Annotated in this window: 20 protein-coding genes; 15 read left to right on the plus strand and 5 right to left on the minus strand. The window is 74.8% G+C overall.

The genetic code is table 11. The annotated features are described in order from the left end of the window. Positions 1 to 52: 52 nt before the first annotated feature. The gene (locus FJQ57_RS08105) at positions 53 to 1,042 is read left to right on the plus strand and encodes a helix-turn-helix transcriptional regulator (protein WP_139978802.1); all 990 of its coding nucleotides are present in this window, start codon (positions 53 to 55) and stop codon (positions 1,040 to 1,042) included. Here FJQ57_RS08105 and FJQ57_RS08110 read toward each other — a convergent pair. Further along, on the minus strand, positions 959 to 1,816 hold the full coding sequence (locus FJQ57_RS08110; protein ID WP_139978804.1) for a DUF817 domain-containing protein: 858 nt from the start codon (positions 1,814 to 1,816) through the stop codon (positions 959 to 961). The two genes, FJQ57_RS08105 and FJQ57_RS08110, sit on opposite strands and share 84 nt — an antisense overlap. Positions 1,817 to 1,881: 65 nt before the next feature. On the opposite strand from FJQ57_RS08110, the gene pheS reads away from it, so the two are divergent. Genes pheS through FJQ57_RS08125 form a run of 3 tightly spaced genes read left to right on the plus strand, consistent with a single transcriptional unit; the run spans position 1,882 to position 8,661 of the window. After that, the gene (gene pheS / locus FJQ57_RS08115) at positions 1,882 to 3,000 is read left to right on the plus strand and encodes a phenylalanine--tRNA ligase subunit alpha (RefSeq protein WP_139978806.1); all 1,119 of its coding nucleotides are present in this window, start codon (positions 1,882 to 1,884) and stop codon (positions 2,998 to 3,000) included. Between the two features lie 2 nt (positions 3,001 to 3,002). Further along, the gene (pheT, locus tag FJQ57_RS08120; RefSeq protein WP_139978808.1) at positions 3,003 to 5,501 is read left to right on the plus strand and encodes a phenylalanine--tRNA ligase subunit beta; all 2,499 of its coding nucleotides are present in this window, start codon (positions 3,003 to 3,005) and stop codon (positions 5,499 to 5,501) included. 1 nt (position 5,502) lies between these two features. Then, positions 5,503 to 8,661 carry an ATP-binding protein gene (locus tag FJQ57_RS08125; RefSeq protein WP_211348770.1) on the plus strand — a complete coding sequence of 1,053 codons (3,159 nt, stop codon included), beginning with the start codon at positions 5,503 to 5,505 and terminating at the stop codon, positions 8,659 to 8,661. Here the strand turns inward: FJQ57_RS08125 and FJQ57_RS08130 are convergent. The 4 genes from FJQ57_RS08130 to FJQ57_RS08145 all read right to left on the minus strand — a co-directional run bounded on the left by FJQ57_RS08130 (position 8,658) and on the right by FJQ57_RS08145 (position 12,055). Further along, complete coding sequence (locus FJQ57_RS08130) at positions 8,658 to 9,503, minus strand: ABC transporter permease (RefSeq protein WP_139978809.1); 846 nt, start codon at positions 9,501 to 9,503, stop codon at positions 8,658 to 8,660. The two genes, FJQ57_RS08125 and FJQ57_RS08130, sit on opposite strands and share 4 nt — an antisense overlap. Next, complete coding sequence (locus FJQ57_RS08135; protein WP_139978811.1) at positions 9,503 to 10,513, minus strand: ATP-binding cassette domain-containing protein; 1,011 nt, start codon at positions 10,511 to 10,513, stop codon at positions 9,503 to 9,505. Before FJQ57_RS08135 ends, FJQ57_RS08130 begins: the two co-directional genes overlap by 1 nt. Positions 10,514 to 10,611: 98 nt before the next feature. Continuing rightward, a complete protein-coding gene (locus tag FJQ57_RS22355; protein ID WP_170219321.1) occupies positions 10,612 to 11,166 on the minus strand; it encodes a hypothetical protein in 555 nt (184 codons plus the stop codon). A 64-nt stretch (positions 11,167 to 11,230) separates the two neighbouring features. Beyond that, the gene (locus FJQ57_RS08145; RefSeq protein WP_139978813.1) at positions 11,231 to 12,055 is read right to left on the minus strand and encodes a maleylpyruvate isomerase N-terminal domain-containing protein; all 825 of its coding nucleotides are present in this window, start codon (positions 12,053 to 12,055) and stop codon (positions 11,231 to 11,233) included. Positions 12,056 to 12,138: 83 nt separating this feature from the next. Here FJQ57_RS08145 and argC point away from each other — a divergent pair, with 83 nt between their 5' ends. The 11 genes from argC to FJQ57_RS08200 are packed head-to-tail and all read left to right on the plus strand — an operon-like array spanning position 12,139 to position 22,841. Further along, a complete protein-coding gene (argC, locus tag FJQ57_RS08150) occupies positions 12,139 to 13,236 on the plus strand; it encodes an N-acetyl-gamma-glutamyl-phosphate reductase (protein WP_425465415.1) in 1,098 nt (365 codons plus the stop codon). Then, the gene (locus tag FJQ57_RS08155; protein ID WP_170219322.1) at positions 13,233 to 13,616 is read left to right on the plus strand and encodes an ACT domain-containing protein; all 384 of its coding nucleotides are present in this window, start codon (positions 13,233 to 13,235) and stop codon (positions 13,614 to 13,616) included. The genes argC and FJQ57_RS08155 overlap by 4 nt, the downstream gene beginning before the upstream one ends. Before the next feature lie 35 nt (positions 13,617 to 13,651). Beyond that, complete coding sequence (argJ, locus tag FJQ57_RS08160) at positions 13,652 to 14,803, plus strand: bifunctional glutamate N-acetyltransferase/amino-acid acetyltransferase ArgJ (RefSeq protein ID WP_139978818.1); 1,152 nt, start codon at positions 13,652 to 13,654, stop codon at positions 14,801 to 14,803. Then, entirely contained in the window at positions 14,800 to 15,750 is a 951-nt protein-coding gene (gene argB / locus FJQ57_RS08165) for an acetylglutamate kinase (protein ID WP_139978820.1), read from the plus strand. The genes argJ and argB overlap by 4 nt, the downstream gene beginning before the upstream one ends. Beyond that, positions 15,747 to 16,967, plus strand: a complete 1,221-nt coding sequence (locus tag FJQ57_RS08170; RefSeq protein ID WP_139978822.1) for an acetylornithine transaminase — start codon at positions 15,747 to 15,749, stop codon at positions 16,965 to 16,967. Before argB ends, FJQ57_RS08170 begins: the two co-directional genes overlap by 4 nt. Next, on the plus strand, positions 16,964 to 17,905 hold the full coding sequence (gene argF / locus FJQ57_RS08175) for an ornithine carbamoyltransferase (RefSeq protein WP_139979190.1): 942 nt from the start codon (positions 16,964 to 16,966) through the stop codon (positions 17,903 to 17,905). Before FJQ57_RS08170 ends, argF begins: the two co-directional genes overlap by 4 nt. Before the next feature lie 5 nt (positions 17,906 to 17,910). Then, positions 17,911 to 18,459 (plus strand): arginine repressor, encoded by a 549-nt coding sequence (locus FJQ57_RS08180; RefSeq protein WP_139978824.1) that lies wholly within the window; start codon positions 17,911 to 17,913, stop codon positions 18,457 to 18,459. Continuing rightward, positions 18,460 to 19,890, plus strand: a complete 1,431-nt coding sequence (gene argG / locus FJQ57_RS08185) for an argininosuccinate synthase (protein ID WP_139978826.1) — start codon at positions 18,460 to 18,462, stop codon at positions 19,888 to 19,890. Next, the gene (locus FJQ57_RS08190) at positions 19,890 to 20,849 is read left to right on the plus strand and encodes an NUDIX domain-containing protein (RefSeq protein ID WP_139978828.1); all 960 of its coding nucleotides are present in this window, start codon (positions 19,890 to 19,892) and stop codon (positions 20,847 to 20,849) included. Before argG ends, FJQ57_RS08190 begins: the two co-directional genes overlap by 1 nt. Continuing rightward, entirely contained in the window at positions 20,846 to 22,261 is a 1,416-nt protein-coding gene (argH, locus tag FJQ57_RS08195) for an argininosuccinate lyase (RefSeq protein ID WP_139978830.1), read from the plus strand. Before FJQ57_RS08190 ends, argH begins: the two co-directional genes overlap by 4 nt. Beyond that, positions 22,245 to 22,841, plus strand: a complete 597-nt coding sequence (locus tag FJQ57_RS08200; RefSeq protein ID WP_139978832.1) for a DNA-3-methyladenine glycosylase — start codon at positions 22,245 to 22,247, stop codon at positions 22,839 to 22,841. The genes argH and FJQ57_RS08200 overlap by 17 nt, the downstream gene beginning before the upstream one ends. Positions 22,842 to 23,172: the final 331 nt, after the last annotated feature.

Here is a 23,172-nt window from a genome sequence, read left to right on the forward strand (position 1 = left end):
ATGTCGACCAAACCAGACACGCACTGTCAGGTTCTGCTGGGAGGATGACGACGTGCGCGCCGACCGCCTGCTCCGCCTCCTGCACCTGCTCCAGCGCCACGGCACCCTGCCCGCAGCGCGGCTGGCCACGATGCTCGAGGTCAGCGAGCGCACCGTCCTGCGCGACATGGACGCGCTGTCGGCCGCGGGGGTGCCGGTCTTTGCCCAGCGCGGCCGGGGAGGCGGCTGCGGGCTCGTCGAGGGCTACCGCACCGACGTCAGCGGCCTGACCACCGGCGAGGCGCAGGCCCTGTTCCTCTGGGGCAGCCGCGACGCCACGGCCGAGCTCGGTCTCGGCCCCGAGCTCGGCAACGCGCTGGCCAAGCTCGCCGCCACCGTGCCCACCGGCGCGATGGACCAGGCCGACGCGCTGGCGTCGGTGCTGGTGGTCGACCGGCGCCGCTGGTTCGCCGCGGTCGACGACGTCCCGGTGCTCCCGCTGCTCCGCGAGGCCTCGGCGTCCGGCCGCCGCGTCCGGATGCGGTACGCCGGCGCGGGGGACGCCGACCCGACGACCCGCACGGTCGACCCCTACGGCCTGGTCGAGAACGCCGGCCGCTGGTACTTCCTGGCCGCCCACCGCGGCCGCCGCCGCACCTACCGCGTCTCGCGCGTGGTCGACGCCGTGGTGCTGGACGAGCCGGCGCAGCGGCCCGCCCACCTCGACCTGGCCCGGGAGTGGGAGGACACCCGGCGTGTGCTCGAGGTCGGCGAGCAGGTGACGCTCGACGTCGCCGTCGCCCCGGCTGCCCTCGCGATCTTCCGGCGGCTCGCCGCCTCCCAGGCCACCGCCGGCACCACCGTCGAGACCCTCGACGTCCCGGCGGACGACGACCGTCCCCGGCTCCGGCTGACCGTCCGCGCCCGGCGGCAGGCCCTCGGCCTCGTGCTCACCTTCGGCGGCGACGTCGAGGTGCTCTCACCGGCCGACCTGCGGGCCGACCTGCTCGGCGCGGCTCGAGCCGTCATCGAGCGGCACGCCGGCGAACCCGCGCGGCCGTGAGGAGCCCGGGCCGGCGGCGTACAGGACGCCCTCCCAGCGCTTGACCGCCGCGACGAGCACGAAGCTCATCGTCACCAGCAGCGCCCAGGAGCCGATCTTGGAGGTGTGCACGACCTCCCACACCTCCAGCTGGCCGGGGTACTTCCACGCGCCGAGGAAGGTGGCCAGGTTCTCCGCCACCCACAAGAAGAGCCCGATCAGCACGAACGAGACGGCCAGCGGCATCCGGTAGCGGGCGTGGCCGACGCTGAAGTGCACCCACGCCCGGCGCAGCACCAGGAGCCCGACGACCGCGATCGGCACCCGCAGGTCGACGGTCCAGTGGTGGGTGAAGAAGTTGGCGTAGACGGCCACCGCGACCACGGTCATCGGCCAGGCGTCGAACCCCGAGACCCGCAGCGACAGGCGGCGCCAGGCCTGGCAGACGTAGGAACCCACCGCGGCGTACATGAACCCGGCGAACAACGGCACGCCGGCGACCTTCGTCACCGCGTCCTCGGGGTAGGACCACGACCCGACGTGCACCTTGAACAGCTCCAGGCCCAGGCCGAGCAGGTGGAAGGCCACCACCACCAGCACCTCGCGCCACGTCTCCAGCCCCAGCGCCCAGAAGGCGAGCGTCAGCGCGACGCACCAGACCAGCAGGGCGTCGTACCGGGCGATCGGCAGCGGCACGACGTAGGCCACCAGCAGCCCGGCGAACAGCACCGCCGCGAAGAGGCACGACTGCGCCTCGGCCCAGCCGAAGCGGACCAGCTGGACGAGGAAGCGCATGGGCCAGCGTACGTCGCGGACAACCGGTTCGCGGGCCACGGCGGCCCGTTCCTAGACTCGCCCTCGTGTCCGGACCCAACACCGACTACGACCCCGTGGAGGTCGACGCCTTGAAGCCCGAGGAGGTCGAGGCCGCGCGCGACGCCGCGCTCGCCGCGATCGCGCAGGCCGCCGACCTGGCCGACCTCAAGCAGGTCCGGACCGCCCACACCGGCGACCGCTCGCCGCTGGCCCTGGCCAACCGCGAGATCGGCGCCCTCCCGCCGCAGGCCCGCAAGGAGGCCGGCCAGCGCGTCGGCCAGGCCCGCGGGGCCGTGGGCAAGGCGCTCGCCGAGCGGCAGGTCGTGCTCGAGGCCGAGCACGAGGAGCGGATGCTGGTCGAGGAGACCGTCGACGTCACCCTCCCCACCGACCGGCTGCCCCGCGGTGCCCGCCACCCGCTGACCACCGGCGCCGAGCACATCGCCGACATCTTCGTGGCCATGGGCTGGGAGGTCGCCGAGGGCCCGGTCATCGAGGCCGAGTGGCTCAACTTCGACGCGCTCAACCTCGGGCCCGACCACCCGGCGCGCACCATGCAGGACACCTTCTGGACCGACCCGGAGGACCACGGCCTGGTGCTGCGCACCCACACCTCGCCCGTGCAGGCGCGCACCATGCTCACCCGCACGCCCCCGATCTACGTCGTGTGCCCCGGCCGCGTCTTCCGCACCGACGAGTACGACGCCACGCACTCGCCGGTCTTCCACCAGGTCGAGGGGCTGGCCATCGACGAGGGCATCTCGATGGCCCACCTCAAGGGCACGCTCGACCACTTCGCCGCGGCCATGTTCGGCGAGGGCATCAGCACCCGCTTCCGCCCGTCGTTCTTCCCCTTCACCGAGCCGTCCGCCGAGGTCGACCTGGTCTGCTTCGTGTGCCGCGGCGCGCAGGTCGTCACGACCGCCGACGGGGTCGAGACCTGCCGCACGTGCCGCGGCGAGGGCTGGATCGAGTGGGGCGGCTGCGGCGTGGTCAACCCGCGGGTGCTCACCGCCTGCGGCGTCGACAGCGAGCGCTACAGCGGCTTCGCCTTCGGCATGGGCATCGACCGCACGCTGATGTTCCGCCACGGCATCGAGGACATGCGCGAGCTCTTCGAGGGCGACGTCCGCTTCACCACCGCCTTCGGAACGGAGCTCTAGACATGAAGGCCCCCGTCTCCTGGATCACCGAGCACGTCGACCTCCCGGCCGGCACCACGACCGAGCAGCTCGCCGCCCGGCTGACCGCCCTCGGCCTCAAGCTCGAGGCCGTCGAGAGCCCCGGCGACCAGATCACCGGCCCGCTCGTCGTCGGCAAGGTGCTCTCCCGCGAGCCCGAGCCGCAGAAGAACGGCAAGACCATCAACTGGTGTGCGGTCGACGTCGGCGCCGCCAACGGCACCGGCGAGCCCCAGGGCATCGTCTGCGGCGCCCACAACTTCGACGTGGGTGACCTCGTCGTGGTCGTGCTGCCCGGCGCGGTGCTGCCGGGCGACTTCGCCATCAGCGCCCGCAAGACCTACGGCCACGTCTCGGCCGGGATGATCTGCTCGGCCGCCGAGCTGGGCCTGTCCGGCGACCACGACGGCATCATCGTGCTGCCGCCCGACGCCGGCGCGCCCGGCGACGACGCCTTCGACGTGCTCGGCCTGCACGACGACGTCATCGAGTTCGAGATCAACCCCGACCGCGCCTACGCCCTGAGCGTGCGTGGCGTGGCCCGCGAGGCCGCCCTGGCCTACGCCGCCGAGGGCGCGACCTTCCGCGACCCGGCCGACCGCGACGTCCCGGCGCCCACCGACGACGGCCACCCGGTCGAGCTGCACGACACCGACGGCTGCCCGCTGTTCGTGGCCCGCCTCGTCGAGGGCTTCGACCCGGCCGCGCCGACGCCCGACTGGATGGTCCGCCGGCTCACCCAGGTCGGCCAGCGCTCCATCTCGCTCGCCGTCGACGTGACCAACTACGTCATGTTCGAGCTCGGCCGCCCGATCCACGCCTACGACGCCGACACGCTCACCGGGCCGGTCGGCGTACGCCGGGCGCGGGCGGGGGAGCGGCTGACCACCCTCGACGGCACCGAGCGGACGCTGTCCGAGCAGGACCTCGTCGTCGTCGACGAGTCCGGGCCCGTCGGCCTCGGCGGCGTCATGGGTGGCGAGGCCACCGAGATCTCGGCCGCCACGACGCGGGTGCTCGTCGAGTCGGCCCACTGGGACCCGACGTCGATGTTCCGCACCGGCAAGCGCCACCGCATCAGCTCCGAGGCCGGCAAGCGCAACGAGCGCGGCGTCGACCCGGCCATCACCGAGGCCGCGGCCGACCGGGTCGTCGAGCTCCTGACGACGTACGGCGGCGGGTCGGCCGGCGGCGTGACCGTCGCCGGGTCCGTGCCCGACCGGGCCCCCATCACCGCGGCGGCCGACCTCGCTGCGCGCATCAGCGGCATGGACGTCGACCACGCCACGACGGTGGCCCATCTCGAGGCCGTCGGCTGCACCGTCGACGACCGCGGCGACGGCACCCTCGTGGTGACCCCGCCGTCCTGGCGGCCCGACGTGACCGACCCCCACGACCTGGTCGAGGAGGTGGCGCGGGTCGTCGGCTACGAGACGGTCCCCTCGGTGCTGCCGACCCCGGACGCGGGCCGCGGCCTGACCCGTGACCAGCAGCTGCGACGCCGGGTCGGACGGACCCTGGCCGGGGCCGGGTGCGTCGAGGTGGTCAGCTTCCCGTTCGTCGGCGACGCGACCTTCGACCAGCTCGGGCTCCCGGCCGACGACGAGCGCCGCCGGACCGTGCGCCTGGCCAACCCGATCAGCTCCGAGGAGCCGGGCTACGCCACGACGCTCCTGCCGGGCCTGGTCAAGGCCGCCGCCCGCAACCTCGGCCGCGGCGCCCCGGGCGTCGCGCTGTTCGAGACCGGCACCGTCGCCTTCCCCGCCGACGCCGGGCCGGCGCCCATCTACGGCGTCGACCGTCGACCGACCCCGGAGGAGCTGACGGCGCTGCTCACGGCCGTGCCACGCCAGCCGCTCCACCTCGGTGCGGTGCTGGCCGGCGAGCAGGAGCGGCCCGGCTGGTGGGGCCCGGCCCGGGCGGCCGCGTGGTCCGACGCCGTCGCGCTCGTGCACCGGCTGGCCGACGAGCTCGGCGTGCCCCTCGAGGTGCGCTCCGACGTGCGCGCCCCTTGGCACCCCGGCCGGTGCGCGGCGTTCGTGCTCGCCGGCCCGGCGGGGCGCGTCGTCGGGCACGCCGGCGAGCTGCACCCGCGGGCCTGCCGGGCGACCGGCCTGCCCGAGCGCAGCGCCGCGCTCGAGCTCGACCTCGACGCGCTGCTGGCCGCGGTGCCCGCCACGGCACCGGCGCCCGTCTTCTCCTCCTTCCCGCTGGCGAAGGAGGACGTCGCCCTGGTGGTCGACGCCGGCACCACGACGGCCGAGGTCGAGGCCGCCCTGCGCGACGGCGCGGGCGAGCTGCTGGAGTCGATCCGCCTCTTCGACGTCTACACCGGTGAGCAGGTCGGAGCCGGCAGCCGGTCACTGGCCTTCGCGCTGCGCTTCCGGGCGCCCGACCGCACCCTGACCGAGCAGGAGACCGGCGCCGCACGCGACGCCGCAGTCGCCGTGGCCGCCGAGCGCTGCGGCGCCGTCCAGCGCTGAGGTGACCGGCGTCGTGGGGCTCCGGCTGCTCGACGACGTCACCTACGGCGACCGGCCGGTCACCGGCGACCGGACCCTGGCTCTGCTCGCCACCCTCGCCGCGGCGGGCGGCCGCCCGGTGCCCGAGACCACGCTGGTCCAGGCCCTGTGGGGCGACGGCCCCGCTCCGGCCCATCCGGGCAAGGCGCTGCAGGTGGTGGTCAGCCGCACCCGCGCCCAGACCGCGCCCGACGTCGTCCAGCGCACCGACGGCGGCTACCGGCTCGGTCCGGCCACCACCGACGTCGCGGGACAGGCGACGGCCCTCGCCGCCGCCGAGCGGGCCGAGGGGACAGGCGACACCGCGACCGCCCGCGACCGGGCCCGCGAGGCCCTGGCGGTGCCGGTCGTGCCCGGCGGCGTCGAGCCCCTGGCCGCCCTGCGTGCCGCCGCCACCGGTCGCGCCGAGCGCGCGGGCGCCGTGCTCGGCCGCGCGCTCGCGGCCCTGGGCGACCACGACGACGCCCTGGTCCACCTGCTCGCGGTCCCCGACCCCGACGAGACGACGCTGGCCGCGCTGCTGCGCAGCGAGGCGGCGGTCCACGGTGCCCCGGTGGCGCTCGAGCGCTACGAGCGCCACCGCGCCGCCGTGCGCGACCGTCTCGGGGTCGACCACGGTCCGCTCCTGCAGGCCGTGCACGCCGAGCTGCTCGCCGCCGACAACCCCGTCCGCACCGGCGTGCGCTACGACGCCACCTCGATGGTCGGGCGGGCCGACGACCTGCGGGCCCTGCGCGCGCTGCTGCGCCGCAGCCGCGTGGTCTCCATCCTCGGCCCCGGAGGGCTCGGCAAGACGAGCCTGGCCCAGGTGCTGGCCCGCGAGGCCGAGCAGCCCGTGGTCCACGTCGTCGAGCTGGTCGGCGTCGTCTCGCCCGACGACGTCGTCGGTGAGGTCGGCTCGGCCCTGGGGGTCCGCGACTCCGTGAGCGGGCGGCGGGTGCTCACCCCGGAGCAGCGGGCCGACGTGCGGGCCCGGATGGCGGCGCAGCTCGACCGCGCCCCGACCCTGCTGGTGCTCGACAACTGCGAGCACGTCGTTGACGCCGTCGCCGACCTCGTGGCCACGCTCGTCGCCACGACCCGCACCCTGCGGGTCCTCACCACCACCCGCGCGCCGCTGGCCATCGCCGCCGAGCAGGTCTTCGCCCTCGACCAGCTCGACGACGACGCCGCGGCCGAGCTGTTCGTCCAGCGCGCCCGCGCGGCCCGCCCCGCGGTGCACCTCGACGACGCCGTCGTACGACGCGTGGTGGCCCGGCTCGACGGGCTGCCGCTGGCCGTGGAGCTGGCCGCGGCGCGGGTGCGCGCGATGTCGGTGGCCGACCTCGACCGGCGCCTCGACGACCGGTTCGCGCTGCTCCGCGGCACCGACCGGGGCCGCCCCGACCGCCACCAGACCCTGCTGGCCGTCATCGACTGGTCCTGGAACCTGCTGGGCGAGGCCGACCGCGCGGCGCTCCGCCGTCTCTCGGTCCTCGCCGACGGCTTCGCGCTCGACGCCGCCGAGGCGGTGGTCGGGCCCGATGCGTTCAGCGCCGTCGAGACGCTCGTCGGGCAGTCGCTGCTCGTGGTCCGCGACGCCGCGGGCGAGGGCGACGGCGACGGCGACGGGGTCCGCTACCGCATGCTCGAGACCGTGCGCGAGCTCGGCCGGCTCCGGCTGCGCGAGGCCGGCGACGAGGACGACGCCCGCTCCGCCCTGCGCCGCTGGGCGGTCGCCCGGGCCGAGGAGGCCCGCCTGCGGCTCCACGGCCCCGACCAGGTCGCGGCCGTGCGCGGGCTGGGCGGGGAGGAGAACAACCTGGCCGACGTGCTGCGCCAGGCCCTGGCGGAGCCCGACCCCCCGGCGGTCGCGGTGCTGGTGGCGGCCCTGGCGTCGAGCTGGACGATCCGCGGCGAGCACGACCGCGTCGTCGCCCTCGCCGCGGCCGTCGGGGAGGCGCTGTCGGGCTGGACCCCGCCCGCCGGCCCGCTGGCCGACGCGGCGGCGCGGGCCGCGGCCACCGTCGTGGTCAACACCGCCGTCTCCGGCGTCCCCACCCCGCCTGCCCTGCTCGCCGTCCTCACCACCTGCGGGCCCGCCTCCACCGAGCCCGAGGTGCGTGCCCTCGCGGTGCTGACCGCCGACGGGACGAGCCTCCTCGGCGGCGACCGGCTCGACCTGGGGCGGTTCGTCGACCACCCCGACCGCCACGTCGCCGGGCTCGCGCTGCGGTGGTCCAGCCACGCCCTGGAGAACTCCGGTGAGCTCGCGGCCGCGGTCACCGCCTCCGAGCGGGCCCTGGGCCTGTGGCGGCCCGAGGACGGGCCGTGGCCGCACGCCATGCACCACACCCAGCTCGCCGGACTGCACTCCCAGCTCGGTGACCCCGACGCCGCCGACCGGCACGCCGCCCAGGCGCTGGACGTGCTCGACGACCTGCTCGCCGTCGACGACGCCGTGCAGCTGCGTGCCGTCCTGGCCACGGGCGCCATCGCCCGCGGCGACCTCGACGAGGCCCAGCGCCAGGTCGACGAGGCCGCGTCCCGACCGCAGTCGGCGCTGTGGGGCGGCGGCTTCGTGCTCGCCGCGACCCGGGCCGAGCTGGCCCTGGCCCGCGGCGACGTCGAGACCGGCCTGGCGCTCTACGAGCAGTCGGTGGCCGCCGCGGCGGCCCTGGCCTTCCCGGGACTCGGCACCGAGGTGGGTCTGGAGCCCTGGACGCTGTACGCCGAGAGCAGCGCGCTGGCCTCCCACGCCCGGCACGGCGCCGACGGGTCCGGGGTCGAGCTGCACGCCCACGTCGTCGACCAGGCCCGCCGGGCCCTGGCCCCCGGGCGCGGGCGGGTCGACCACCCGGCCATCGGCTGCCTGCTCTTCGCCCTCGGGGTCTGGGCGCTGCTGCGCGAGGGGCGCCCGGCGGCCGCGGTCGAGCTGGTCGCGCTCGCCGAGCGGTTCGGCTACAGCCGGCACACCCCGTCGATGGCCCTCGGCACGCTGGAGACCGAGGCGGAGGCCGCCGCGCCGGGCGCGCTGGAGGCCCGCCGGGCGGCGTACGACGGACGGAGCGGCCCGGACCTCCTGGCGGAGGCCCGGGCCGCGGTGTCGGCCGAGGCCGGGTCCGGGGCCGCGACCGGCTAGAGCTTGCGGGAGTAGGACCGCAGGGCCAGCGGGGCGAAGACGGCCACGACGGCTGCGCAGCCCAGCAGGGCCCAGCCGACCTGGGCGGTGACCGCGCCCTGGTTCATCAGGTCACGCACGGCGGAGACGACGTGGCTGACCGGGTTGACCTGCACGAACGCCTTCAGCCAGCCCGGCAGCGTGTCGACGGGCACGTAGGCGTTGGACAGGAAGGTCAGCGGGAACATGATCATCATCGAGATGCCCTGCCCGCCCTGGGCCGAGCGGGCCACGGTGCCGAGCCAGGTGAAGATCCAGGCCAGCGACCAGCCGGCGACGACGGTGAGCACGATGCCGCCGAGCGTGCCGAGCACGCCGCCGCCGGGGCGGAAGCCCATGGCCAGGCCGACGGCGACGGTGAGCACCGCAGCGGTGGTGTAGCGGAGCAGGTCGGCGACCATCGGGCCGGCCAGCGGCGCGATCCGCGCCACGGGCAGCGACCGGAAGCGGTCGAAGACGCCCTTGTCCATGTCCTCGCGCAGCTGCACGCCGGTGGCCATGCAGGCCGTGAGGGCGGTCTGGGCGAGCACACCGGGGATGACGATGGGCAAGTACGCCGTCACGCCGCCGGAGATCGCGCCGCCGAAGATGTAGGCGAACATCGCCGTGAACAGCAGCGGCTGGGCGGTCACGTCGAAGAACTGCTCGGGGTTGCGGCGCATCTTCTTCGTGGCGCGCCAGGCCATCGACAGGGTCTGCGAGACCGCGGCGCGCAGCGGCACGCGGGGCTGCAGGTCGCGGGTGGGGTCGAGGGCGCGCTCGACCGCGGCGCGGTCGGCGGCGGGGGCGATGAGGGTGGTCATCAGGAGGCCTCCTGGGCGAGGTGCGAGTCGGTGCCGGGGCTGGAGTCGGAGGTGCCGTGGCCGGTGAGGGCCAGGAACACCTCGTCGAGGGTGGGCTTGGCGACGCTGACCGAGGCGACGGACAGGCGCGCCTCGCGCAGCGCGATGAGCACGTCACCGGCCCGGTCGGCGTCGGTCAGGGAGACGTGCAACCCGCCGGCCTCCGGCGTGCGGGCGGGCTCCTCGCCGAGGAGGCGTCGTACGACCTCGGCGGCCTCGGCGGTGCGCTCGCGGTCGGCCAGGCGCAGCTGGAGGGTCGAGGTGCCGACGGAGCTCTTGAGCTCGTCGGGGGTGCCCTCGGCGACGGTGCGGCCGCGGTCGATGACGGCGATGCGGTCGGCGAGCTGGTCGGCCTCGTCGAGGTACTGCGTCGTGAGCAGCACAGTCGCGCCGTCGGCGACCAGTGTGCGGATGGTGTCCCACATCTGGCCGCGGGTGCGCGGGTCGAGCCCGGTGGTGGGCTCGTCGAGGAAGATCAGCGGCGGCCGGGTGATCAGGCTGGCCGCGAGGTCGAGGCGGCGGCGCATCCCGCCGGAGAACGTGGCGATGCGCCGGTCCGCGGCCTCGTGGAGCCCGAAGGACTCCAGCAGCTCCGCGGCCGTGGTCCGGGCGCGGCGGGACGAGAGGCCCTGGAGGCGCCCGAAGAGCCACAGGTTCTCGCGGCCGGTGAGGTTCTCGTCGACCGAGGCGTACTGGCCGGTGACGCCGACGAGCTGGCGCACCTCGTGGCCGCGGGTGGCGACGTCGACGCCGAACACCTCGGCCCGGCCGCCGTCGATGGGCAGCAGCGTGGCGAGCATCCGCAGCGTCGTGGTCTTGCCGGCGCCGTTGGGGCCGAGCACGCCGAACACCTCGCCGCGGCGGATGTCGAGGTCGATGCCGTCGACGGCGCGAGCGCCGCCGAAGGTCTTGACGAGGCCGCGGGCGACCACGGCGAGGTCGGGGGAGCGGGGGAGGCTGGTCTGGGTCACGGGCCCACCGTGGTGGCTCGCGCCTTCACGCCGCCTTCACGCCGGTTTCACGCCGACCCGCCGTGGCTCCACGGGTCGACGGCGGGTCGACGGCGGGGTCAGCGCACGTAGCCGCGGTCGGGCGCGCGGTCGACGCGGCCGCGCACCGGGCGCCCGTCGCGGTAGCGGGTGTAGTCCCAGCTCTGGGTGTAGACCCCGGGTCGCTTCGTGATCGACAGGCACGCGCGGGGCACGTAGACCTCGATCGTGCGCTTGCGCGGACGCGCCTTGGCGTCCAGGCCCCGGCAGGGGACGGGGGCGAGGACCCGCCGGCCCTGCACCCGGTAGAGGCCGAACTGCTGGTAGCGGTCGCCGTCCCGGTTGAAGCCCCAGATCAGGCGGTAGTCGGCGCCACGTCCGCCCCGGGTGTCGTAGTAGACCTCGATGCCGTTGAACTTCTTGCCGTAGGCGTAGCGGCTGCCGATCATCTGCGTGGTGACGGTGCCCCGGAAGCTGGCGAAGAGCCGCACCACCCGGGTGTCGAGGGCGACGGGGGAGTCGTCGGGGTCGTCGCGGCGCACGACGGCCGAGGCGCTCGGCGCGGTCGCGGTCAGGACGGACAGGAGCGTGAGCACGAGGCCCGCGACGGCGAGCAGGGCGGTGGGTCGGCGCATGGGGCCACGCTCCCCGCCGCCTGCCCCGCTCACACCCTGGCCGCCAGGTCGGGGTCGCGGGGGGTCAGTCCAGCGGCGGGTCGAGTGCGGCCCGCAGCGCCGCGTGGGCCTGCGGGTCGCCGTCGGCGGCGAGGGCCTCGGTGCCGCCGCGCTTCCACCACGCCACGTCGACCTGCTCCGCGGTGCCGCTGACCACCGCCGACGGGGCGGTGCCGTCGCCGGGTGCCTCGACCACCAGCACGTGCGGGCCGTCGTGGGTCCTGCCCGACTCGGGGTCGGTGCCCAGGAACGTGCACGGCCGGGCCCACAGCGAGGTGCCGACGTCGGTCAGGTCCACCCGCACCAGGTGCGGACCCGGCTCGATCCGGCCCCAGGCGGGCGCGTCGCCGCCGTACATCACCTCGAGCAGCTCGGCGACGCCGTCGGCGGCGAGGGTCGGGTCGAGCGGCGTGACGTGCGCCGGCCCGGCGGTCTGCTCCGCGTCGAGGCGGTGCACCAGGGCCTCGTGCGCCTGGCGGCGGAAGGTGAAGCCGACCGTCTGCCCGTCGGGGACGTGCCCGGCCCAGGACCACGCCGGCTCCTCGGGGTCGGCGGCCCCGAGGGCGCGGACGAGGGCGTCGGCGTGGGTGGCGTGCTGGTCGTGCAGCCCCGCCCAGGAGTCGGCGCGGGTCGGGCGGCGGTCGTCGTCGGGCGGCCCGGCCGGGCGGTGGGTGACCACCTCGCTCCAGAACCACTGCACCTCGGTGAGGTGCCAGAGCAGGTCGGCGGCGTCCCAGTCGGGGCACGCGGGCACCCGCGCCGCGGGGTCGGCCTCGCGGAGGGCGGCGGCGAAGCGGGCGGACTCGCGGCTGATCGCGGTCAGGTACGTGGTGGCGTCGGGTCGGGGCACCGGAGCGACGCTACGGTCGGTCCTGGACGGGCGCACCGCGTTTCGACCCCGGTGTGCATGAAGATTCCGACACCTGTATGGTCATGCACATGACATCGACGTCACCCCCTGTCGGCACGACCGGGCCCGCGGTCCGCGTGGCCGTGGCCGGAGCCAGCGGGTACGCCGGCGGCGAGGTGCTCCGGCTGCTGCTCGGCCACCCGGGGGTCGAGATAGGCGCCCTCACCGCGGGCAGCAACGCCGGCGAGACCCTCGGCTCGCTCCAGCCGCACCTCGTGCCGCTGGCCGACCGGGTGCTCGGCGCCACCGACGTCGAGACGCTCGCCGGGCACGACGTCGTGGTCCTCGCCCTGCCCCACGGCCAGTCGGCGGTCCTCGCAGCCGCCCTCGGTGACGACGTGGTCGTCATCGACTGCGGCGCCGACCACCGGCTCCGCGACGCCGCCGCCTGGGACGCCTTCTACGGCGGCGAGCACGCCGGCACCTGGCCCTACGGCCTGCCCGAGCTCCCCCTCGCCGACGGCAGTCGACAGCGCGAGGCGCTCCGGGGTGCCCGCCGGGTCGCCGTGCCCGGCTGCTACCCGACCGTCAGCTCGCTCACCCTGGCGCCCGCCCTCGCTGCCGGCCTCGTCGAGCCCGAGCTCGTCGTGGTCGCCGCCTCCGGCACCAGCGGCGCCGGCAAGGCGGCCAAGCCGCACTTGCTGGGCAGCGAGACCATGGGCAACGCCAGCGCGTACGGCGTGGGCGGGGTCCACCGGCACACGCCGGAGATCACCCAGAACCTCGCGCCCCTCGCCCCGACCGGCCCCGCGGGCAGCCTGTCGGTCAGCTTCACCCCGCTGCTCGTCCCGATGTCCCGCGGCATCCTGGCCACCTGCTCGGCCCCGCTGCGGGGCGAGGTCGGCGCCGAGGAGGCCCGCGCGGCGTACGTCGAGGCCTACGCCGACGAGCCGTTCGTGCACGTGCTGCCCGAGGGGCAGTGGCCGCAGACCCAGTCGGTGCTCGGCTCCAACGCCGTGCACGTCCAGGTGACCGTCGACGCGGCCGCCGGCCGGCTCGTCGCCGTGGGCGCGGTCGACAACCTGGCCAAGGGCACCGGCGGCGCCGCCGTCCAGTGCCTCAACCTCGCCCTCGGTCTCGAGGAGACCCTGGGCCTGACGAGCGTGGGAGTCGCGCCGTGAGCACCCTGCACACCTACCCCGAGAAGATCGCCGTCCTGCGGCTCGCGCCCGGCGCCGACGTGCCGGAGTGGGCGGAGTCGTCCTCGCTGTTCTCCATCACCGCCACGGCCACCGAGACCTCGGTGGTCTGCGCGGGCCGGTCGGTGCCGACCAAGGTGCCGGGTGACCGCGGCCTGACCGGGTTCGCCCTCGCCGACGAGGCACCCTCGGCCGGGGTGCTGGTCGAGCTGCTGACCCCGCTGGCCGAGGAGGGCCTCTCGGTCCACACGGTCACCACGACGACCACGGTGTGGGTGCTGGTGCCCGCCACCGACGCCGAGCGGGCGGCCGAGGCGTGGCGACGACGGGGGCACACCGTCGCCCCCGCCCCCGTCGACTGACGTCGGTCGACAGACCCACCTCCAGGAGCACACCCATGAGCGTCACCACCCCGGCCGGGTTCCAGGCCGCGGGCGTCGCCGCCGGACTGAAGTCCACCGGCGCGCCCGACGTCGCCCTCGTCGTCAACGAGGGCCCCCGCTTCGACTCCGCGTCGGTCTTCACCGCCAACCGCTGCCAGGCCAACCCGGTCCTGTGGAGCAAGGAGGTCGTCAAGGACGGCGTCGTGCGCGCCGTCGTCCTCAACTCCGGTGGCGCCAACTGCTACACCGGCCCCGACGGCTTCGCCACGACGCACGCCGTCGCCGAGCGGGTGGCCGAGAAGGTCGGGATCGGCGCGGTCGACGTCGTCGTCTGCTCGACCGGCCTCATCGGCCTGGCCAACCCGCGCGAGCAGGTCCTGGCCGGGGTCGACGCCGCCCACGCCGCCCTGTCCGCCGACGGCGGCGGCGACGCGGCCACCGCGATCATGACCACCGACTCGGTGAGCAAGCAGGCCGTCGTCGAGGGCTCGGGCTGGAGCATCGGCGGCATGGCCAAGGGCGCGGGCATGCTCGCCCCGCAGCTGGCCACCATGCTGGTCGTCATCACCACCGACGCCGTCGTCCCCGCCGCCGACCTCGACACCGCGCTCCGCGCCGCGACCAGGGTCAGCTTCGACCGGCTCGACTCCGACGGCTGCATGTCGACCAACGACACCGTGACCGTGCTGGCCAGCGGCGCCAGTGGCATCACGCCGGCCCTCCCGGACTTCACCGACGCCCTGACCCAGCTGTGCACCGACCTGGCCATGCAGCTGCTGCGCGACGCCGAGGGCGCCGACCACGACATCGCGATCACCACGCTCAACGCGGCCACGGAGGACGACGCCGTCGAGGTCGGCCGCAGCGTCGCCCGCAGCAACCTGTTCAAGGCGGCCGTCTTCGGCAAGGACCCCAACTGGGGCCGGGTGCTGGCCTCCATCGGCACCACCGGGGCCGCCTTCGACCCCGCCGACCTCGACGTCGCCATCAACGGCACCTGGGTCTGCCGGCGGTCCACCCCCGCCGAGGACCCCGCCGGCGTCGACCTCGAGCCGCGCGAGGTCACCGTCACGATCGACCTCAAGTCCGGCACCGAGCGCGCCACGGTCTGGACCAACGACCTCACCCACGCCTACGTCCACGAGAACAGCGCCTACTCATCATGAACGACAGCAGCCTCGCCACCGGCGAGTTCGACACCAGCAAGCCCGACCAGGCCAAGGCCCGCACGCTCGCGGCCGCCCTGCCGTGGCTGAAGCAGTACCACGGCAAGATCGTCGTGGTGAAGTACGGCGGCAACGCCATGATCGACGACGACCTGCGTCGCGCCTTCGCCGAGGACGTCGTCTTCCTGCGCCTGGCCGGCTTCCGCCCCGTCGTGGTCCACGGCGGTGGCCCGCAGATCTCCTCCATGCTCGACCAGCTCGGCATCGAGTCGGAGTTCCGCGGCGGCCTGCGCGTGACCACGCCCGAGGCCATGGAGGTCGTCCGCATGGTGCTCGTGGGCAAGGTGCAGCGCGAGCTCGTCGGCCTCATCAACGACCACGGCCCGTACGCCGTCGGCCTGTCCGGCGAGGACGCCCACCTCTTCACCGCGACCCCGACCAACACCGTCGTCGACGGCGAGGAGGTCGACCTCGGCCTCGTCGGCGAGGTCACCAACGTGCGGCCCGAGGCCGTGCTCGACATCATCGGGGCCGGCCGCATCCCGGTCGTCTCCAGCGTCGCCCCCGACGCCGACGGCCAGGTCCACAACGTCAACGCCGACTCCGCCGCCGCCGCCCTCGCGGTGGCCCTCGGCGCCGAGAAGCTGCTCGTCCTCACCGACGTCGAGGGGCTGTTCCTCGACTGGCCGGCCTCGGAGGACGTCATCGGCGAGATCAGCCCCGAGTCACTGGAGGCCCTGCTGCCGTCGTTGGCCAGCGGGATGGTGCCCAAGATGGGCGCCTGCCTGCAGGCCGTGCAGGGCGGCGTACCGCGGGCCACCGTCGTCGACGGGCGTGAGCCGCACGCGGTCCTGCTCGAGCTGTTCACCAAGGAGGGCGTCGGCACCCAGGTGCTGCCCGGGGTCGAGACCAAGACCCGCAAGGCCCGTGACGGGAGCGCGTCGTGAGCGCCACCAGCGAGTGGACCGAGCGCTACCAGGGCGCGGTGATGAACACCTTCGGGCCACCCAAGCTGGTGCTGGAGAGCGGTGAGGGCATCGTCGTCCGCGACGTCGAGGGCCGCGAGTACCGCGACTTCCTCGGCGGCATCGCGGTCAACACCCTCGGCCACGCCCACCCCGCGCTGGTCGGCGCCGTCACCGCCCAGCTCCAGCAGCTCGGCCACGTGTCCAACTTCTTCGCCACCCGGCCCCAGGTCGAGCTGGCCGAGAAGCTGCTCGAGGTCACCGGCCCGGGGCGCGACGGCCGGGTGTTCTTCGCCAACTCCGGCGCCGAGGCCAACGAGGCCGCGATCAAGCTCAGCCGCCGCACCGGCCGCACCCACCTGGTCGCGATGGAGGACGCCTTCCACGGCCGCACCATGGGCAGCCTCGCCCTGACCTCCAAGGCCGCCTACCGCGAGCCCTTCGAGCCGCTGCCCGGGCACGTGACCTGGGTGCCGTTCGGCGACGTCGACGCGCTGGCCGCCGCCGTCACCGACGAGACGGCCGCGGTCGTCATCGAGCCGCTGCAGGGCGAGGCCGGCGTCAACGTCGCCGACCCCGACTACCTGCGCGCCGCCCGGCGCGTCACCACCGAGCGCGGTGCCCTGCTGTGGCTCGACGAGATCCAGTCGGGCATGGGCCGCACCGGCCACTGGCTCGCCTCGTCGCCGTACGACGTCGCGCCCGACGTCGTGACCCTGGCCAAGGGCCTGGCCGGCGGCATCCCGATCGGTGCGTGCGTGGCCTTCGGCGAGGCCGGCAGCCTGCTGCAGCCCGGCAACCACGGCACGACCTTCGGCGGCAACCCGGTCGCCTGCGCCGCGGCGCTGGCCGTCATCGCCACCCTCGAGTCCGAGGGCCTGCTGGCCCGGGCGAGCGAGACCGGCGAGCGGCTCCGCGCCGGGGTCGGGGCCGACGACCGGGTCGTCGACGTGCGCGGCGAGGGCGTCCTGGTCGGGCTGACCCTGGCGGCGCCCCACGGCCCGCACGTCGTGGCCGCGGCCCAGGACGCCGGCTGGATCATCAACGCCACCGGTCCCGACCGCATCCGGTTCGCGCCGCCGCTCGTGGTCACCGACGCCGACGTCGACGCGCTCGTCGCGGCCTGGCCCGCGATCCTCGACGACGCGTGGGCACGCGGTGCGGCCGCCGAGGCCGCGGCTACGGGAGGGAGCTCCTGATGCGCCACTTCCTGCGCGACGACGACCTCACCCCCGACGAGCAGCGGCGCCTCCTCGACCTGGCCGCCGACCTCAAGACCACGCCGTTCATGCGGCGCCCGCTCGCCGGCCCGAAGTCGGTCGCGATGATCTTCGACAAGCCGACCCTGCGCACCCAGGTGTCCTTCGGCGCCGGCATCGCCGAGCTCGGCGGCAACCCGATGCTGGTCGAGGGCAAGCTCGCCGGCATCGGCGTGCGCGAGTCCGTCGAGGACGTCGCGCGCGTGCTGGGCCGCCAGGTCGCGGTCGTGGTGTGGCGCACCTTCCTGCAGTCCGACCTCGACCTGATGGCCGCCCACGCCGGCGTGCCCGTGGTCAACGCGCTCACCGACGACTTCCACCCCTGCCAGCTCGTGGCCGACCTGCTCACGGTGCGCGAGCACAAGGGCGGGCCGGACGGCTCCCTGGCCGGCCTCACCGTGGCCTTCGTCGGCGACGGCGCCTGCAACATGGGCAACTCGTGGCTGCTGGCCGGCACCACCGCCGGCATGCACGTCCGCATCGCCGCCCCCCAGGGCTACCGGCCCTCGGCGGCGATGTTCGCCCGGGCCGAGGAGATCGCCGCGACCACCGGCGGGTCCGCGTCGTCGTGCGCCGACCCGGCCGAGGCCGTGACCGGGGCCGACGTCGTGGTCACCGACACCTGGATCTCGATGGGCAAGGAGGCCGAGGAGGCCGACCGGGCCGCCGTCCTCGCGCCGTACTCGCTGACCGAGGAGCTGCTCGCCCACGCGGGGCGCGAGGCGATCGTGCTGCACTGCCTGCCTGCCTACCGCGGCAAGGAGATCTCCGCCGAGGTCCTCGACGGCCCGCAGAGCGTGGTCTGGGACGAGGCCGAGAACCGCCGGCACGCCCAGAAGGCGGTCATCGCGTTCCTGCTCGAGCAGGCCGGGCGGTGAGGGCCGTGGGCACCAGCCGCGTCGCGTCCACCAAGAACGCCCGGCACCAGCGCATCGTCGACCTGGTCACCACCCACGAGGTGCACTCCCAGGTCGAGCTGGCCCAGCTGCTGGCCGACGACGGCGTCACGGTCACCCAGGCCACGCTCTCGCGCGACCTCGTCGAGCTCGACGCCCTCAAGGTGCGCTCGGCCTCCGGCACCCTCGTGTACGCCGTCCCCGGTGAGGGCGGCGACCGACGACGCACCGCCCCGGGGGAGTCCGCGGCCGGCGCCCAGCGCCTGGCCCGGCTGTGCGGGGAGCTGCTGGTCAGCGCCGAGGCCAGCGCCAACCTCGTCGTCCTCCGCACGCCCCCCGGGGCGGCCCAGTACCTCGCCTCGGGCTTCGACAAGTCCGAGCTGCCCGACGTCCTCGGCACCATCGCCGGCGACGACACCGTCCTCGTGATCGGCCGCGACCCGGCCGGGGGAGCGGCGCTCGCCGACCGCTTCCTCGCCCTGGCCTCCGCGCACGCCGACGCCACCACGTCCCCGTCCTCCAGCCAGGAGTCCTGAATGTCCAAGGTCCTCACCTCCCTGCCCGTCGGCGAGCGCGTCGGCATCGCCTTCTCCGGCGGCCTCGACACCTCCGTCGCCGTGGCCTGGATGCGCGCCAAGGGCGCCGTCCCGTGCACCTACACCGCCGACATCGGCCAGTACGACGAGCCCGACATCGAGGGCGTCCCCCACCGCGCCCTCGAGTACGGCGCCGAGATCGCTCGCCACGTCGACTGCAAGACCCAGCTGGTCGAGGAGGGCCTGGCCGCGATGGCCTGCGGTGCCTTCCACATCCGCTCCGGCGGCCGCACCTACTTCAACACCACGCCCCTGGGCCGCGCGGTCACCGGCACCCTGCTCGTCCGCGCGATGCACGAGGACGGCGTCGACATCTGGGGCGACGGATCGACCTTCAAGGGCAACGACATCGAGCGCTTCTACCGCTACGGCCTGCTGGCCAACCCGGAGCTGCGCATCTACAAGCCCTGGCTCGACGCCGACTTCGTCACCGAGCTCGGTGGCCGCGCCGAGATGAGCCAGTGGCTGACCGAGCAGGGCCTGCCCTACCGCGACAGCCAGGAGAAGGCCTACTCCACCGACGCCAACATCTGGGGCGCCACCCACGAGGCCAAGACGCTGGAGCACCTCGACGTCTCGCTCGAGACCGTCGAGCCGATCATGGGCGTGAAGTTCTGGGACCCCGCGGTCGCCATCGAGACCGAGGACGTCACCATCGCCTTCGAGGCCGGCCGGCCGGTCGCCATCGACGGCACCCGGTACGACGACCCGGTCGACCTCGTCCACCAGGCCAACGTCATCGGCGGCCGCCACGGGCTCGGCATGAGCGACCAGATCGAGAACCGCATCATCGAGGCCAAGTCCCGCGGCATCTACGAGGCGCCCGGCATGGCGCTGCTGTGGGCGGCCTACGAGCGGCTGCTCAACGCGATCCACAACGAGGACACCATCGCGCTCTACCACTCCGAGGGCCGCCGCCTCGGCCGGCTGCTCTACGAGGGCCGCTGGCTCGACCCGCAGGCCCTGATGCTGCGCGAGTCCATCCAGCGCTGGATCGCCTCGCTCGTCACCGGCGAGGTGACGCTGCGGCTCCGGCGCGGCGAGGACTACTCCGTGCTGGCCACCAGCGGACCCGCGTTCTCCTACCACCCCGACAAGCTGTCGATGGAGCGCACCGAGAGCGCCGCGTTCGGCCCGACCGACCGCATCGGCCAGCTCACCATGCGCAACCTCGACATCGCCGACTCGCGCGCCAAGCTCGAGCTGTACGCCGCCCAGCCCGTCGAGCAGGGCCAGGTGCTCGTCGAGCACGGCACCCTGTACGGCGAGCTCGAGGCCGGCGGCGCCGACCGCATCGCCAGCAACCCGGCCGCCACCGACGCCGACGGGGAGGCGCTCGACGCCGCCGCGATGGAGTTCGGCACCGACTGATGACCGCTCAGCCGACGGGAGCGAGGACCCGGCCGCGGGGCACCGCGCGGGTGCTGGTCGTCAACGGACGCGACGAGGTGCTGGTGCTCCTCGCCCGCCTCGACGACCAGCGCCTCGGCATCCTCACCCCCGGCGGCAAGGTCGAGGACGGCGAGGCGCCGCGCGCCGCCGCGGTCCGGGAGCTGCGCGAGGAGACCGGGATCGACGTCGACCCGGCGCACCTGCACGGTCCGCTCCACGACGGCCCCACGCGGTGGCGCGACCGGTCCGGCGTGCTCCGCACCATGCACGCCACGGTCTTCGCCGTCGGCACCGCCGACGCCGACGGCCCCGAGGTCAGCGCCGCCGGGCGCACGCCCGAGGAGCTCGACTTCCTCGTCGACCACGCCTGGCTCACCCCCACCCAGCTGGCCCACGACCCGCGCCTGCGCAACCCGCACCTGCCCGCGCTCGCCGCCCGGGCGGTCGCGGCGGTGCGGTCGGGCGACCCGGTCGCGCCGACCTCGCGTCGTACGGCGCGGGTGCTGCCGGTGCGCGCCGACGGAGCCGTCCTGCTGCTGCAGGACCAGGACCCTGCGGTGCCCGGGCTGCTGCGCTGGGGCACCGTCGGCGGGGCCGTCGACCCGGGGGAGAGCCTGCAGGTGGCGGTGGTGCGCGAGGCCTTCGAGGAGACCGGCCTCGTGGTCGACCCGTCCGCACTGGTCGGTCCCGTGCACCGCGACGTGCGTGAGTTCACCTACGACGGCCGGCCGTTCCTGGGCGACTCGACCTTCTTCGCCCTCGCGCTCGACGACGTGGTCGAGGTGTCCTTCGACCACCTCGCGCCCGAGGAGGTCGACACCGTCACCGGCCACGGCTGGTGGACCCCCGACGACCTCGCGGCCGACGGCTCCGCGATCACCCCCGACCTGCCCGACACGATGCGAGCCGCGGTCGCGGCACTGGAGGCACACCGATGAGCACGACCAACGAGGGCAAGCTGTGGGGCGGCCGGTTCGCGAGCGGGCCCTCGCCGGAGCTCGAGGCGCTCTCGCGCTCCACGCACTTCGACTGGCGCCTGGCGCTGTACGACATCGCCGGCTCCCACGCCCACGCCAAGGCGCTCGGCGCGGCCGGCTACCTCTCGCCGGAGCACGAGGCCGAGGTCCACCGCGGGCTCGACGTGCTCGCCGACCGGTTCCGCGACGGCAGCCTGCAGCCCGACCCCACCGACGAGGACGTGCACGGTGCGCTCGAGCGGTTGCTGCTGGAGGAGGTCGGCCCCGACGTCGGCGGTCGCCTGCGCGCCGGGCGCAGCCGCAACGACCAGATCGCCACCCTGTTCCGGATGTACCTGCGCGACCACGGCCGCACCGTCGCCGGCCTGGTGCTCGACCTCGTCGACGCCCTCGTCGGGCAGGCCGACGCGGCCGGGGAGGCCGTCATGCCGGGTCGCACCCACCTCCAGCACGCCCAGCCCGTCCTCCTCGCCCACCACCTGCTGGCCCTGGCCCACCCGCTGCTGCGCGACGTCGACCGGATGCTCTCCTGGGACGCCCGGGTCGCCGGCGACTCGCCGTACGGCTCGGGGGCGCTCGCGGGCCAGACCCTCGGCCTCGACCCCCAGCTGGTCGCCGCCGAGCTGGGCTTCACCGGCTCCTCGGCCAACTCCCTCGACGGCACCGCGGCCCGCGACTTCGTGGCCGAGTTCGCGTTCGTGTGCGCCCAGGTCGGCGTCGACGTGAGCCGGATCGCCGAGGACGTCATCCTCTGGACGACGCGCGAGTTCGGCTTCGCCCGGCTCCACGACTCCTGGTCGACGGGGTCGAGCATCATGCCGCAGAAGAAGAACCCCGACATCGCCGAGCTGGCCCGCGGCAAGGCCGGCCGGCTCGTGGGCAACCTGGCCGGCCTGCTCACCACGCTCAAGGCCCTGCCGCTGGCCTACAACCGCGACCTCCAGGAGGACAAGGAGCCGGTCTTCGACTCCGTCGACACCCTCGAGGTGCTGCTGCCGGCGTTCACCGGCATGGTCGCGACGCTGGCCTTCGACACCGACCGGATGGCGGCCCTGGCCCCGCAGGGGTTCTCCCTGGCCACCGACGTCGCCGAGTGGCTGGTCCGCGAGGGCGTCCCGTTCCGGGTGGCGCACGAGGTGGCCGGAGCCTGCGTCCAGCGCTGCGAGGAGCTGGGGGTCGAGCTCGACGAGCTGACCGACGAGCAGTACGCCGAGATCTCCCCGCACCTGCGCCCCGAGGTCCGATCGGTCCTCACGGTCGCCGGCTCCGTGGCGGCCCGTGACGGGCGCGGCGGCACCGCCCCGGTGCGGGTGGCCGAGCAGCTCGCCGAGGTGCGGTCGCTGGTGGCCGCCCACCGTGGCCGACTGGCCTGAGCTCCGCGGGCCCGCGGAGGTCGTCGCGCCCCGGCTGCTCGGGGCGGTGCTCCGCAAGGGGCCGGTCGCGGTGCGCCTGACCGAGGTCGAGGCGTACGCCGGCTCGGCCGACCCCGGCTCCCACGCCTACCGGGGCCGCACGCCGCGCACCGAGGTCATGTTCGGCCCGGCCGGCCACCTGTACTGCTACCTCAGCTACGGGATGCACGTGTGCGCCAACGTCGTGGTGGGGGAGGAGGGCACCGCCTCGGCCGTGCTCCTCCGCGCCGGCGAGGTCGTCGACGGCCTCGCGGTCGCCCGCGACCTGCGGCCCGCGGCCCGGGTCGACCGCGACCTCGCGCGGGGCCCCGGCCGGTTGTGCCAGGCCCTGGGCATCGTCCTCGGCGACGACGGGACCGACCTTCACGCTGGGCCCGTCACCCTCGAGCTCGGGGCGCCGCCGGCCGCCATCGCCACCAGTCCGCGCACCGGGCTGCGCCTGGCCACCGAGCGGCCGTGGCGCTTCTACGAGGTCGGGGAACCCACGGTCTCGGCGTACCGGAGGCATCCGCGAGCGGTCCTGCCACACCCCGATTTGTGAACGGCAGATGACGTGCCCTAACGTTCTTCTCGTCGCGGTCAGCGAATCCCCTCGGGGCCAGGAGGCCCAAGATCGAAGGGGTTCGGCACGTCCGGGCAACGGCTTCGAAGCCGCCCAGCTCCCCGGAGTTGACGCGGACCACTCGGATCCGTAAGGTTTACCAGGTTGCCCCAGAGCGGATCCCGCAAGGATCACGAGGGGGCATGCGCCTGATGTTTGAGAACTCAACAGTGTGTCATAGTCGACGGATTAGTTTGTAGGCTCGTCTGTTTGTTGGATGGGTTGATAGTTTTTTTCGGCAATGATTCTGGCTAGCGATAGTCAGTGATCG

The organism is Nocardioides litoris (assembly GCF_006346315.1).
Taxonomy (GTDB): domain Bacteria; phylum Actinomycetota; class Actinomycetes; order Propionibacteriales; family Nocardioidaceae; genus Nocardioides; species Nocardioides litoris.